11 protein-coding genes are annotated in these 11,938 nt (G+C 70.0%); 5 read left to right on the top strand and 6 right to left on the bottom strand.

From position 1 onward, the window contains the following. Nucleotides 1-427: 427 nt before the first annotated feature. From GGR64_RS04560 to GGR64_RS04545, 4 genes are read right to left on the bottom strand one after another with little or no spacing between them, the layout of a single operon-like run. Entirely contained in the window at nucleotides 428-1,450 is a 1,023-nt protein-coding gene (locus GGR64_RS04560; protein WP_184644159.1) for a zinc-binding alcohol dehydrogenase family protein, read from the bottom strand. 42 nt (nucleotides 1,451-1,492) lie between these two features. Continuing rightward, nucleotides 1,493-2,527, bottom strand: a complete 1,035-nt coding sequence (locus GGR64_RS04555; RefSeq protein WP_184644157.1) for an aldo/keto reductase — start codon at nucleotides 2,525-2,527, stop codon at nucleotides 1,493-1,495. 42 nt (nucleotides 2,528-2,569) lie between these two features. Continuing rightward, a complete protein-coding gene (locus GGR64_RS04550; RefSeq protein ID WP_184644154.1) occupies nucleotides 2,570-3,874 on the bottom strand; it encodes an SGNH/GDSL hydrolase family protein in 1,305 nt (434 codons plus the stop codon). Further along, nucleotides 3,871-5,121, bottom strand: coding sequence for an MFS transporter (locus GGR64_RS04545; protein WP_184644153.1), 1,251 nt, complete (start codon nucleotides 5,119-5,121; stop codon nucleotides 3,871-3,873). The genes GGR64_RS04550 and GGR64_RS04545 overlap by 4 nt, the downstream gene beginning before the upstream one ends. Nucleotides 5,122-5,220: 99 nt before the next feature. Here GGR64_RS04545 and GGR64_RS04540 point away from each other — a divergent pair, with 99 nt between their 5' ends. The 4 genes from GGR64_RS04540 to GGR64_RS04525 all read left to right on the top strand — a co-directional run bounded on the left by GGR64_RS04540 (nucleotide 5,221) and on the right by GGR64_RS04525 (nucleotide 9,174). Then, complete coding sequence (locus GGR64_RS04540) at nucleotides 5,221-6,132, top strand: LysR family transcriptional regulator (protein WP_184448258.1); 912 nt, start codon at nucleotides 5,221-5,223, stop codon at nucleotides 6,130-6,132. A 277-nt stretch (nucleotides 6,133-6,409) separates the two neighbouring features. Beyond that, on the top strand, nucleotides 6,410-7,507 hold the full coding sequence (locus GGR64_RS04535) for an OmpA family protein (RefSeq protein ID WP_160966123.1): 1,098 nt from the start codon (nucleotides 6,410-6,412) through the stop codon (nucleotides 7,505-7,507). A gap of 292 nt (nucleotides 7,508-7,799) precedes the next feature. Then, complete coding sequence (locus tag GGR64_RS04530; RefSeq protein WP_160966125.1) at nucleotides 7,800-8,294, top strand: hypothetical protein; 495 nt, start codon at nucleotides 7,800-7,802, stop codon at nucleotides 8,292-8,294. 91 nt (nucleotides 8,295-8,385) lie between these two features. After that, nucleotides 8,386-9,174 carry a pseudouridine synthase gene (locus GGR64_RS04525; protein ID WP_326520299.1) on the top strand — a complete coding sequence of 263 codons (789 nt, stop codon included), beginning with the start codon at nucleotides 8,386-8,388 and terminating at the stop codon, nucleotides 9,172-9,174. Here GGR64_RS04525 and GGR64_RS04520 read toward each other — a convergent pair. Beyond that, nucleotides 9,125-9,517: an HNH endonuclease gene (locus GGR64_RS04520; RefSeq protein ID WP_160966129.1), complete on the bottom strand. Its 393-nt coding sequence runs from the start codon at nucleotides 9,515-9,517 to the stop codon at nucleotides 9,125-9,127. The two genes, GGR64_RS04525 and GGR64_RS04520, sit on opposite strands and share 50 nt — an antisense overlap. A gap of 1 nt (nucleotide 9,518) precedes the next feature. Further along, a complete protein-coding gene (gene kbl / locus GGR64_RS04515; protein WP_184644149.1) occupies nucleotides 9,519-10,721 on the bottom strand; it encodes a glycine C-acetyltransferase in 1,203 nt (400 codons plus the stop codon). A 193-nt stretch (nucleotides 10,722-10,914) separates the two neighbouring features. Here kbl and GGR64_RS04510 point away from each other — a divergent pair, with 193 nt between their 5' ends. After that, a complete protein-coding gene (locus GGR64_RS04510; protein ID WP_260302775.1) occupies nucleotides 10,915-11,937 on the top strand; it encodes a sulfate ABC transporter substrate-binding protein in 1,023 nt (340 codons plus the stop codon). The last annotated feature ends 1 nt before the right edge of the window (nucleotide 11,938 follow it).

Genomic DNA, 11,938 nt, shown 5'->3' with positions numbered 1-11,938 from the left:
ACGCGGGTCACTTTTCTTTGCTTGTGCAAAGAAAAGTAACCAAAAGAAACACACCCCGCAGCGCGCCCTCCGCGCTAGCGCGCTCCGGGTCCGCAGCCACGTCGGGCATTTTCCGACGGCACTTGTCCGCTACGCGGCCAAGCCCGGGGCAGGCGCCTCACGGCGCCTGCCCGTTCGCCGGGGCGAAGCAGTGCTTCGCCTTTGTCCGGCTCACCCATGTGCCGGCGGAAAACGACGCGCATCCTGCGCGTCGCCCTTCGGGTATTCGCCCGCCGCGTCTGCCGCGCCGAGGGGGCCCGGGTAGATCAAAAGCACAGCAAACGCAGAAGCAACATCAGCAGAAGCGGAAGCAACAGCAACAGCAACAGCAACAGCAGTTACGGTCGGCGGGGCGATCGTGCGAATGTTCCGATCACTGCGCGGCCGCTCAGCCCCAGCCGACCAAGGCCAGTTTGCCGATGGTGCTGCCCGACTCCAGGCGCCGGTGCGCTTCGCGCAGGGTGGTGGCGTTGATCGGGTTGAGCGTCTCGGTCAGGGTGGTGCGCAGTTCGCCCGCGTCCACCAGGCTGGCGGTGCGTGCCAGGATGCGGTGTTGCTCGATCATGTCCTCGGTGCGGAAACGGGCGCGCGCGAACATCATTTCCCAGTGGATGCCGATGCACTTGGCCTTGTACGGGTCGCCGATGTGCAGCGGACCGCTCGGCTCGACGATCAGCCCGACGTGGCCCTGCGGCGCCAGCAGCTCGCCCAGCGGCTGCCAGTAGCGGTCGGTGTCGGCCAGGTTCAGCGCCGCGTCCACCTGGTCGATGCCCAGCGCCTGCAGCTGCGGCGCCAGCGCCTGGCGATGGTCGATCACGTGGTGCGCGCCGAGTTGCAGGCACCAGTCGCGGGTCTGCGGGCGCGAGGCGGTGGCGATCACCTCGAAGCCGGCATGCCGCGCCAGCTGGATCGCGATCGAGCCGACCCCGCCGGCACCGCCGATCACCAGCAGGCGGCGGCCGCGGTTGCGCGCGTCGTCGAAGTCGAACGGCATGCGCTGGAACAGCAGCTCCCAGGCAGTGAGGGTGGTCAGTGGCAGCGCTGCGGCCTGGGCGAAGTCCAGGGTGGCCGGCTTGCGCGCGACGATGCGCGCATCCACCAGTTGGTACTGGGCGTTGCTGCCGGCTCGGGTGATATCGCCGGCGTAGTAGACCTCGTCGCCCGGCTCGAAGCCGTCGACCTCGGGCCCGACCGCCTCGACCACGCCGGCGGCGTCGTAGCCCAGCACCTTGGGCTGGGCGTCGCGCGATGCGTTGCCGCGGACCTTGGTGTCCACCGGATTGACCGACACCGCCTCCACCCGCACCAGCAGGTCGTGGCCGCCGGGCGCGGGCGGCGTGGGCAGGTCGAGGTCGTGCAGCGACTGCGGATCGTCGATCGGCAGGGGTTGGAGAGTGGCGACCGCTTTCATGGAGGCTCCTGGACGTGAGGGAAAGGAGGGCACGGCCGCGGCTCAGACCAGCCGCGGGTTGCGCTCGGCGAAGCCGCGCTGGTGCCAGTACGGATACACCGGTACCGCTGCGCTGGCCGCATCCAGCTGTTGCACGTGGGCGGCATCGAGGGTCCAGCCGACCGCCCCCAGATTCTGCCGCAACTGCTCCTCGGTCCGTGCGCCGATGATCACGCTGCTGACGGTCGGTCGTTGCAGCAGCCAGTTCAGCGCGATCTGCGGCACGCTGCGGCCGGTCTCGGCGGCGATGGCCTCGAGGGCGTCGATTACCCGGTACAGGCGCTCTTCCTGCACCGGCGGGCCGGCCTCGGTGACCGCCTTGTCGTGCAGGCGGCTGCTGTCCGGCAGCGGCTGGCCGCGGCGCAGCTTGCCGGTCAGCCGGCCCCAGCCCAGCGGGCTCCACACCAGCGCGCCCACGCCCTGGTCCAGGCCCAGCGGCATCAGCTCCTCTTCGTAGTCGCGCCCGATCAGCGAGTAATAGGCCTGGTGCGCGACATAGCGCGACCAACCGTGGCGATCGGCCGCCGCCAGCGACTTCATCAGTTGCCAGCCGGAGAAGTTGGACACGCCCAGGTAGCGGATCTTGCCGGCACGCACCAGGTCGTCGAGCGTGGACAGGGTTTCCTCCACCGGCGTGCGCGCGTCGAAGCCGTGCAACTGGAACAGGTCGAGGTAGTCGGTGCCCAGGCGGGTCAGCGCCGCTTCCACCGCGCGCACCAGGTGGAAGCGCGAGGAGCCGACGCTGTTGCGCACCGCGCGGTCGAAGCGGAAGCCGGCCTTGGTCGACAGCAGCACCTGGTCGCGGCGGCCCTTGATCGCCGCGCCCAGCACCGATTCGGCGGCGCCGCCGGAATAGACGTCGGCGCTGTCGAACAGGGTGACGCCGGCCTCCAGGCAGATGTCGATCAGGCGCCGCGCCTGGTCCACGTCCGAATTGCCCCAAGTGGCGAAGAAGGGATCGGTGCCGGCGAAGGTGCCGGTGCCGAAGCTGAGCACGGGGACCTTGAAGCCGGACGCACCGAGATGACGGTATTCCATGGAGAACTCCTGATGGTGGGGAAGGGGATGGGAGAGACGGCGTCAGCGCGCCGCGGTGTCGGTGTCGACCGCGCCCGCAGCGGCGGGAGCAGGAGGGCGCGCGGGCGCGTTGGCGCCGAGCAATTGCGCGGCAGCCTGTGCCATGGCCGCGTAGCCGGCGTCGCCGGGATGCAGGTGATCGCCCGAGTCGACGTCCGCGCGCATCCGCGTGGGGTGCGCGGGGTCGCGCAGCAGCGCATCGAAATCCAGGATCGCGTCGAAGCCGTTGCCGGCGCGCAGCCAGGCATTGACCTGCTGGCGTACGGCCTCCTTCTGCGCGCTGTAGTAGCCGGGGATCGGCGAGTCCGGCAACGCGCCCTCGAACGGGGTGAGGGTGGCGCCGATCATCCGGAGGCCGCGTGCCTGCGCGCGCTGCAGCAGCTGCCGGTAGCCGGCGATCAGTTCCTCGGCCGACACCGGTGCATCGTCGGGTGCGAACGGCGTGGCATACCAACTGATGTCGTTGATGCCCATCAACAGGATCAGGCTGTGCACGCCGGGCTGCGCCAGTACGTCGCGGTCCAGCCGCGCCAGCGCGTTGCGGCCCATGCGGTCGCGCAGCACGCGGCCGCCGGAGATGCCGGCGTTGAGCACCGCCACCCGCTGTCCCGCCAGCCGCGTGGCCAACTGGTCCGGCCAGCGCCGGTCCTGCCCCGGCGTCGAGGCGGCGCCGTCGGTGATCGAGTCGCCCAGCGCCACCACCGCGCCGGCGGCATCGGCGCGGCGCACCTGGATGCCACTGACGAACAGCCGCACCGGCAGCGCGGTGGCGTCGGCCAGCGTGGCGTCGGCAGTGCGTTCGCCCTCGGCCAGCCACGCGCTCTGCAGGCCTTCCCAGTGAAAGGTGGACGGCGCGGTCGGCTGCGGCAGATACAGGCTGATGCTGAGCCGGGCCAGGTCCGGCACGCTCAGCGCCACCGGATCGCTGAGCACCGGCGCGCCCGGTGGCACCGTCACCTCGGTCTTGCCGCCGAAGCGCAGCGGCCGCTGCGAGCCGGGCAGGGTCGCAGCGCCGTCGCCGGCCAGCGCCAGCGACGCGGCGCCGATGTGCAGCGGCGTGTCGCCATAGGCGTTGCTCAGCTCCACCCGCACCTCGCTGCCACCCAGGCTGACCCGCGCCACCTGGCGCACGGTCTGCCGCCACAGGTGGAACGGCGTCTGTGTCGGGAACGGGAAGTCTGCGGCCCATAGTGGTTGCGGGCTGGCCTGCCAGGTCGCGACCCAGTCGCGCGGCGCCGCGTCGGCCGGCAGCGCCAGCGTGCCCAGCAGGGCCGTCGCCAGCGCGGCCCTTGCCATCGCCCGGCTCATGCCGCACCGCCAGCGGCGCAGCCGGCGCCGGTATCGGGCGTGGGCACGGCGGTGGCCGGCGACAGCCGCAGTGCGGCCAGCGCCACCGCCAGTCCGGCCAGGGTCAGCAGTGCCGCCACCCACGGCAGTTGCGACAGGCTGCCGCCGTGGCCGAGTACCAGGCCGCCGAGCCACGCGCCCAGCGCATTGCCCAGGTTGAACGCGCCGATGTTCAGGCTCGAGGCCAGATGCCGGCCGGCCTCGCCGGCCTTGCCCAGCACCCACACCTGCAGCGGCGCCACCGTGGCGAACGCGGCCACGCCCAGCAGGCCGATGCCCAGCGCCATCGCCGGTGCCGACGGCAAGGCGAAGGTCAGCGCCGCCAGCACCACGGCCAGCGCACCCAGGCTCAGCGGCAGCGCCTGCCGCGGGCGGCGGTCGGCCAGGCGTCCGCCGAGCACATTGCCGACGATCATGCCCACGCCGAACACCAGCAGCAGCGGCGACACCGCGCTGTCGGCCACCCCGGTGACCTGGGTCAGCAGCGGCTGCACATAGGTATACACCGCGAACACGCCGGCATAGCCCAGCACCGTGGTCGCCAGACCCAGCAGCACCGGGGCGCGACCGACCGCGCGCAGTTCCTCGCGCAGCGGCGGCGCCGGCGGGGCGTCGCGGTCGGCCGGCACCAGTGCGGCGATCACCACGGTGGCCAGGGCGCCGATCGCCGCCACCGCCCAGAACGTGGCGCGCCATCCGTACTGCAGGCCCAGCCAGGCACCGGCCGGCACCCCGAGCAGGGTGGCGACGGTAAGGCCGGTGAACATGGTCGAGATCGCCGAGGCCTTGCGCTGCGGCGGCACCAGGGTGGTGGCCACCACCGCGCCGACGCCGAAGAAGGTGCCATGCGCCAGCGAGGTGACCACCCGCGCCGCCATCAGTGCCGCATAGGTCGGCGCCAGCGCGCAGGCCAGGTTGCCGGCGGTGAACACCAGCATCAGCGCCAGCAGCACACGCTTGCGCGGCCAGCGCCGGCTGGCCACGGTCAGCAGCGGCGCGCCGAGGAACACGCCCAGCGCATAGCCGGAGATCAACAGCCCCGCGGCGGGGACGCTGACCTGCAGGTCGGCGGCGACCTGCAGCAGCAGGCCCATGATCACGAACTCGGTGGTGCCGATGCCGAAGGCGCCGGCGGTCAGTGCGAACAGCGCGATCGGCGTGCGCCCGGCAGCGGGCGTGTGGGGAGGTGGGGCGAGCGAGGCGGCCATGCGGCGGCTCCGAGAGTGGCGGGAGGACGGCAGCCTAGGCCTGCAGGTTCTCAGCAAAAACAGTAAAAATATTGAACGACTTTCAATGGAATCCACACAATGGACCGGATCGGCGATATCGCCCTGTTCCTGCGCGTGCTCGACCTCGGCTCGATCAGCGCCGCCGCGCGCAGCCTGGACATCTCGGTGGCGGTGGCCAGCCAGCGGCTGCAGCGGCTGGAACGCGCGCTCGGCGTGCGCCTGCTGCACCGGACCACGCGGCGCCTGCACCCGACTCCGGAAGGCCTGCAACTGGCCGAGCAGGGGCGGCCGCTGGTCGAGGACCTGGAATCGCTGGCCGGCGGCCTGCGCCAGGCCGGTGTCGCCGCCGCCGGCACCCTGCGGGTGACGATGTCGGCCGCGTTCGGGCGGCTCTACGTGTCGCCGCTGCTGCCGCGGTTCATGGCGCTGCACCCGCAGGTGCGGCTGAGCGTGCACCTGAGCGACAACGTCGTGGACCTGGTCAGCGAAGGTTTCGACCTGGCGATCCGCATCGGCAACCTGCGCGATTCCAGCCTGGTCGCGCGGCGTCTGGCCGGCAATCGGCGCATGCTCTGCGCCTCGCCGGACTACCTGCGCCGCCATGGCACCCCGGCCACGCCGGCCGACCTGGCTGCGCACGCCTGCCTGCTGCTGACCGGCAGCGACGGAAGGCAGGACACCTGGCGGCTGCAGGGGCCCGACGGCGAGATCGCCGTGCGCGTGGCCGGACCGCTGGAGACCAACTTCGGCGAGGTGCTGCGCGACGCCGCGGTCAACGGCCAGGGCATCGCCCTGCATTCGGAATGGCACGTGGCCGAGGACCTGCGGCAGGGGCGGCTGCGCCAGGTGCTGGCCGACTTCCCGCTGACCGAGACCGGCATCTACGCGGTCATGCCGCAGCGCCGACTGGTACCGCCGCGGGTCCGGGCCTTCGTCGAGTTCATGCAGGCCGAGTTGGCCGACCCGCCGCCCTGGGCGCGGCCGCGGTGAGAACTGGGTCGCCCTGTGGGCGCTTGTCTACGACCGCAAACGGTCATCTCCCCGCCGCATTGCGGGATTTCATCAACCTGTATAGGGTGTATCCACGGCCTTGCAGCGGCTGGCGTTGACTTTCACATGTTACGTGCCCGTTAACGCCATCTTCACTATGCCGCGCATAATGTGCGCGGCGATGGCGTGCGGAAACGGCCGTCTGGATGTGACGAGACATCTGTACTGAACCATGCCTCTACCGGTTTCTATCTCCCCGAAACAAGGAGTTGTATTAATGAACAAGAAAATTCTCACCGCCGCGTTGCTGGGCGGTCTGGCCGTCGCCCAGGCAGCGTCCGCGCAGGAATTCGACGACCGCTGGTACCTGACCGGTTCGGCTGGTTTCAACTTCCAGGACAAGGATCGCACCACCAACGATGCGCCCTTCGTCACCTTGGGCCTGGGCAAGTTCATCAACCCGAACTGGTCGCTGGACGGTGAGCTGAACTATCAGAACCCGAACTTCGACAAGAACCAGGACCTGAACTGGAGCCAGTACGGCATCTCGTTCGACCTGCGTCGCCACTTCATCCAGGAAGGCCGCGGCTGGAACCCGTACCTGCTGTTCGGCCTGGGCTACCAGCGCTCGGAAGAAGAGTTCGACACCGGCGGTCCGGTCTCCCCGGGCCAGCGCAAGGACGGCAACTTTGCCGCCAAGGCCGGCGTCGGTCTGCAGACCACCTTCGACAAGCGCGTTGCCGTGCGTGCCGAAGTGGCCTACCGCGCTGACTTCGACGACCAGAGCGTTGCCGCTCCGTCGCAGAACTGGTTCGGCGACGTGCTGGCTTCGGTCGGCGTCGTGATTCCGCTGGGCCCGCCGCCGGCTGCCCCGGTCGCCCCGCCGCCGCCGCCGGCCGCTGCGCCGAGCTGCGCCGACCTGGACGACGATGGTGACGGCGTCAACAACTGCGACGACAAGTGCCCGAACTCCCAGCCTGGCCAGACCATCGGTCCGGACGGCTGCCCGGTGCCGGTGTCGATCGACCTGAAGGGCGTCAACTTCGACTTCAACAAGGCGAACCTGCGTCCGGACGCCGTGGCGATCCTGGGTGAAGCGACCGAGATCCTGAAGCGTTACCCCGACCTGCGTGTCGAGGTTGCCGGTCACACCGACTCGAAGGGTACCGAAGCCTACAACCAGAAGCTGTCCGAGCGTCGCGCCCGCGTCGTGTACGACTACCTGACCAAGAACGGCGTGGACGCTTCGCGTCTGGTCGGTCCGATCGGCTACGGCGAGAGCCGTCCGATTGCGCCGAACACCAACCCGGATGGTTCGGACAATCCGGAAGGCCGTGCCAAGAACCGTCGTACCGAGCTGAACGTCCAGAACTAATCGGACGCTTCCAGTCTCAAGCAAAGCCCGGCCTCGTGCCGGGCTTTGTTTTTATGGGACGGCGAATGGATTCTTCGGTATTGCCGTAGGAGCGGCTTCAGCCGCGACGGGCCTTCCCAGGAACGCCTGTCGCGGCTGAAGCCGCTCCTACATGAGCTGCATTGCCCGCCGGTCAAAGCTGAATTTTTTCAGCAATCCCAATTATTTAGCGCATGTAGTGCCGGTAACAGTTGAAAGCACGCCGGGCCCTGCCTACACTCGCTCGTCGACTCGCCTGAATGGAAAAAAACCGATGCTGCGTATCGTGACGGCCAGCCTGCTTGCGCTCGCCCTGATTCCTGCGGCCCACGCCGCACCGGATTGCTCCGGCGATCTGCTGCCCAAGCCGTTGGCGCTGCCGGCCACGGTCGCCGCGCCGGTCGCTTCGGAGCTGTTCAGCCGCAACGTGCAGCTGGGCATGCCCAGCGGCGTGCTGACCCAGTCCTACAGCAGCGACCAGTCGCTGGACCGCGTGCTGCTGCGGTTGCGCGCCGAAGGCTGCCAGAGCCTGGCCAACGCCACCCCGGGCGCGGTGAAGCCGAACGATCCGGCCGCGTACAAGCCGGCCACCGCCTTCGACAACACGCCCTGGCGGTTCGACATGAGCCAGAACGGCAAGCGCATGACCGCCGAGGAGTTCGACGCCTGGATGAAGGCGCGCGGCGTTCGCGTGGTCAAGGCGCGTCCGGCACCGGTACCGGCTGCCGCCGCCGAGGCGCCGGCGCCGGCCGACGCCAACAAGCAGTAAGTCCGGCGCGCGGCCGCTTGCGGCCGCGCCCGTTCGCGCAGTGCGAGGGGCCAAGCCGCCGCGTTCCCGTCGTCCGGCGTCGTCCCCGGCGGTGCCCGCGCGTCCGCGCCCTTCCGCGCGCGGCGCCGCGCCAGCCACGCCGCGTCACGGCCTGGCCCGCACCCTGTCCAAGCTTGGCCTGTGCTCGCGTACCGAGGCCACACGCTGGATCGCCGCCGGCCGTGTCACCGTCGACGGGCGCATCGTCACCGATCCCGAATTCCCGATCCTGCAGGGCCGCCACCGGCTGGCCGTGGACGGCGCGCCGCTGGCCGACACCGCGCGCCTGTACCTGATGCTCAACAAGCCGCGCGGGTTGGTCACCAGTGCGCAGGACGAACGCGGCCGCGACACCGTTTATCGCTGTTTCGACGGTGCCGGCCTGCCGTGGCTGGCACCGGTCGGGCGCCTGGACAAGGCCAGCGAGGGCCTGCTGTTGTTCAGCAACGACCCGCAATGGGCGGCGCGGGTGACCGACCCGGGCAGCGGCCCGGACAAGACCTATCACGTGCAGGTGGACGCGGTGCCCGACGCGGCGCTGCTGGCACGGATGTGTGCCGGCGTGGTCGACGATGGCGAACCGCTCCGCGCCAAGCAGGTGCGCCTGCTGCGCCAGGGCGAGCGCCATGCCTGGCTGGAAGTGGTGCTGGACGAGGGCCGCAACCGGCAGATCCGGCGGCTGCTCGCCGCGCTCGGCCTGGACGTGCTGCGGTTGGTGCGGGTGGCGATCGGCGAGCTGGCGCTGGGCGAGTTGGGCAAGGGTGCCTGGCGCGAACTCAGCGCCGCCGAAGTCACGGCGTTGGCGCCGGCGGCGGACGCCAGCGTGCCAACCGCGCGCTGAGCAACGCGGCGACGACGTCGCGGGCGCGCGCATCCTGCGGCCCGCGCGCATCGTGGTGGCGACCCTTGGCGTGATTGCAGCCGGCACAGGCCAGCGCCAGGTTGCGTGCATCGTTGGGATCGTCGCCCACCTGGGCGCACAACGCTGCCGCGGCGCGGCGCCCGAACCAGGCCTGCGGCACCACATGTTCGAGCGAACAATGGCCCAGCGGCTCGCCGTCGCCGCGCAAGTCAAGGCGTCGCCGGCAATGCAGGCAGCGGCTATGCCAACCGCCGGCTGCAGGCTGCGCCTGCGCGTCGGTCTGCGCCGCCAGCAACAGCCGTTGGCGCAGCGCGGCGCGCATCTCAGGCGGTGATGACGCCCAGCTCGCGGCCGATGCGGATGAACGCCTCGATCGCCCGGTCCAGGTGGTCGCGGGTGTGCGCGGCGCTGATCTGGGTGCGAATCCGCGCCTGCCCCTTGGGCACCACCGGGAAGAAGAAGCCGATCGCGTAGATGCCTTCCTCCAGCAGCCGTTCGGCGAAGCGCTGCGCCAGCGGCGCGTCGTACAGCATCACCGGGCAGATCGGATGGGTACCGGGCTTGATGTCGAACCCGGCGGCGGCCATGCGCTCGCGGAAGTAGGCGGTGTTCTCGACCAGGCGTGCGCGCAGGTCGTCGGCGGCGTCGAGCATCGCGAAGGCCTTGATCCCGGCGGCGACCACGTGCGGCGGCAGCGAGTTGGAGAACAGGTAGGGCCGCGAGCGCTGGCGCAGCAGTTCGATCACCTCGCGGCGGCCGGTGGTGAAGCCGCCCAACGCGCCGCCCATGGCCTTGCCCAGGGTGCCGGTGAAGATGTCGATCTTGTCCAGCACGCCCTTGACCTCGGCCGAGCCGCGGCCGCTGGCGCCAAGGAAGCCGGTGGCATGGCATTCGTCGATGTGCACCAGCGCGTTGTATTTCTTCGCCAGCGCGGTGATCTCGTCCAGCGGGGCGATGAAGCCGTCCATCGAGAACACGCCGTCGCTGGTGATCAGCTTGGTCTTGCAGCCGGCGGCGTCGGCCGCCTGCAGCTGCGCTTCCAGGTCGGCCATGTCGCAGTTGGCGTAGCGGAAGCGCTTGGCCTTGCACAGGCGCACGCCGTCGATGATCGAGGCGTGGTTGAGCGCATCGGAGATGATCGCGTCGTGCTCGCCCAGCAGCGGTTCGAACAGGCCGCCGTTGGCGTCGAAGCAGGCGGCGTAGAGGATGGTGTCCTCGGTGCCGAAGAACGCGGCGATCTGCGCTTCCAGCTGCTTGTGCAGGTCCTGGGTGCCGCAGATGAAGCGCACCGAGGCCATGCCGAAGCCGTGCGTGTCCAGCGCATCCTTGGCGGCCTGGATCAGCGCCGGATGATCGGCCAGGCCCAGGTAGTTGTTGGCGCAGAAGTTGAGCACGCGGCGGCCGTCGGCGAGGACGATTTCCGCCGCCTGCGGGCCGACGATGATGCGCTCGGACTTGAACAGGCCCTGGGCGCGGATCGCGTCCAGTTCCTCGGCGTAGTGCTGGGTGAGGCGGGAGTCGGTCATGACGGGCACGCGCGGCGGAAAGAGACGGCGATTTTACCGCGGCGCCCGCGAAGGCCGGGGTCGTCATGCGCAAATGGCATGAGCCGCTGCCGGGAAGTCATTTCACCCGCCGCCTGCCGCTGCGCAGCATGCGTCATGGTCCGCGGCGGGCATCGGCCGCGGCATCGGCCTGTGTGTTTTCGGAGAACCGTCCATGTCCAGCCTTCCGCCGCGCCGCTGGCGCCCGCTGCTCGCGCTCGCGCTGTGCGTGTTCGCCGGGGCCGCGGCCGCTGCCGAGACGCAATTGCTCAACGTGTCCTACGATCCCACCCGCGAGCTGTACCGGGACTACAACGCCGCCTTCGCCAAGCATTGGGCGCAGCTGCATCCCGGCGCGCAGGTCGCGGTGGAGACCTCGCACGGCGGCTCCGGCAAGCAGGCGCGCGCGGTGATCGACGGGGTCGAGGCGGATGTGGTGACGCTGGCATTGGCCTACGACGTCGATGCGATCGCCGCCAAGAGCAAGCTGATCGATGCGAACTGGGCCACGCGCCTGCCGGACAACAGCGCGCCGTACACCTCGACCATCGTGTTCCTGGTGCGCAAGGGCAATCCGAAAGGGATCAAGGACTGGCCCGATCTGCTGCGCAACGGCGTGTCGGTGATCACGCCCAATCCCAAGACCTCCGGCGGCGCGCGCTGGAACTACCTGGCCGCCTGGGCCTACGCCGACCACATCTTCAAGGGCGATCGCGAGCGCATCCTCACCTACATGCGCGCGCTGTTCCGCAACGTGCCGGTGCTGGACACCGGCGCGCGCGGCGCCACCACCACCTTCGTCCAGCGCGGCATCGGCGACGTGCTGCTGGCCTGGGAGAACGAGGCGTTCCTGGCGCAGCAGGAACTGGGCCAGGACAAGTTCGAGATCGTGGTGCCGAAGCTGTCGATCCTGGCCGAGCCGTCGGTGGCGCTGGTCGACAGGAACGTCGACAAGCACGGCACCCGCGCGGTCGCCGAAGAATACCTGAAGTACCTGTACTCGCCGGAAGGACAGAGGATCGCGGCCAAGCACTATTACCGGCCGCGCCATCCCGAGTACGCCGACCGCGCCGATCTGGCGCGGCTGCCGAAGGTGCGCCTGGTCACCATCGACCAGGCGTTCGGGTCCTGGGCCAAGGCGCAGGCCACGCACTTCGACGACGGCGGCCTGTTCGACCAGATCCAGGCGAGCAAGTGAC

The organism is Xanthomonas sp. 3307 (assembly GCF_014199735.1).
Lineage (GTDB): Bacteria > Pseudomonadota > Gammaproteobacteria > Xanthomonadales > Xanthomonadaceae > Xanthomonas_A > Xanthomonas_A rydalmerensis.
The sequence above is the reverse complement of the archived record's forward strand: the minus strand, read 5'-3'. Positions and strand labels throughout refer to the sequence as shown.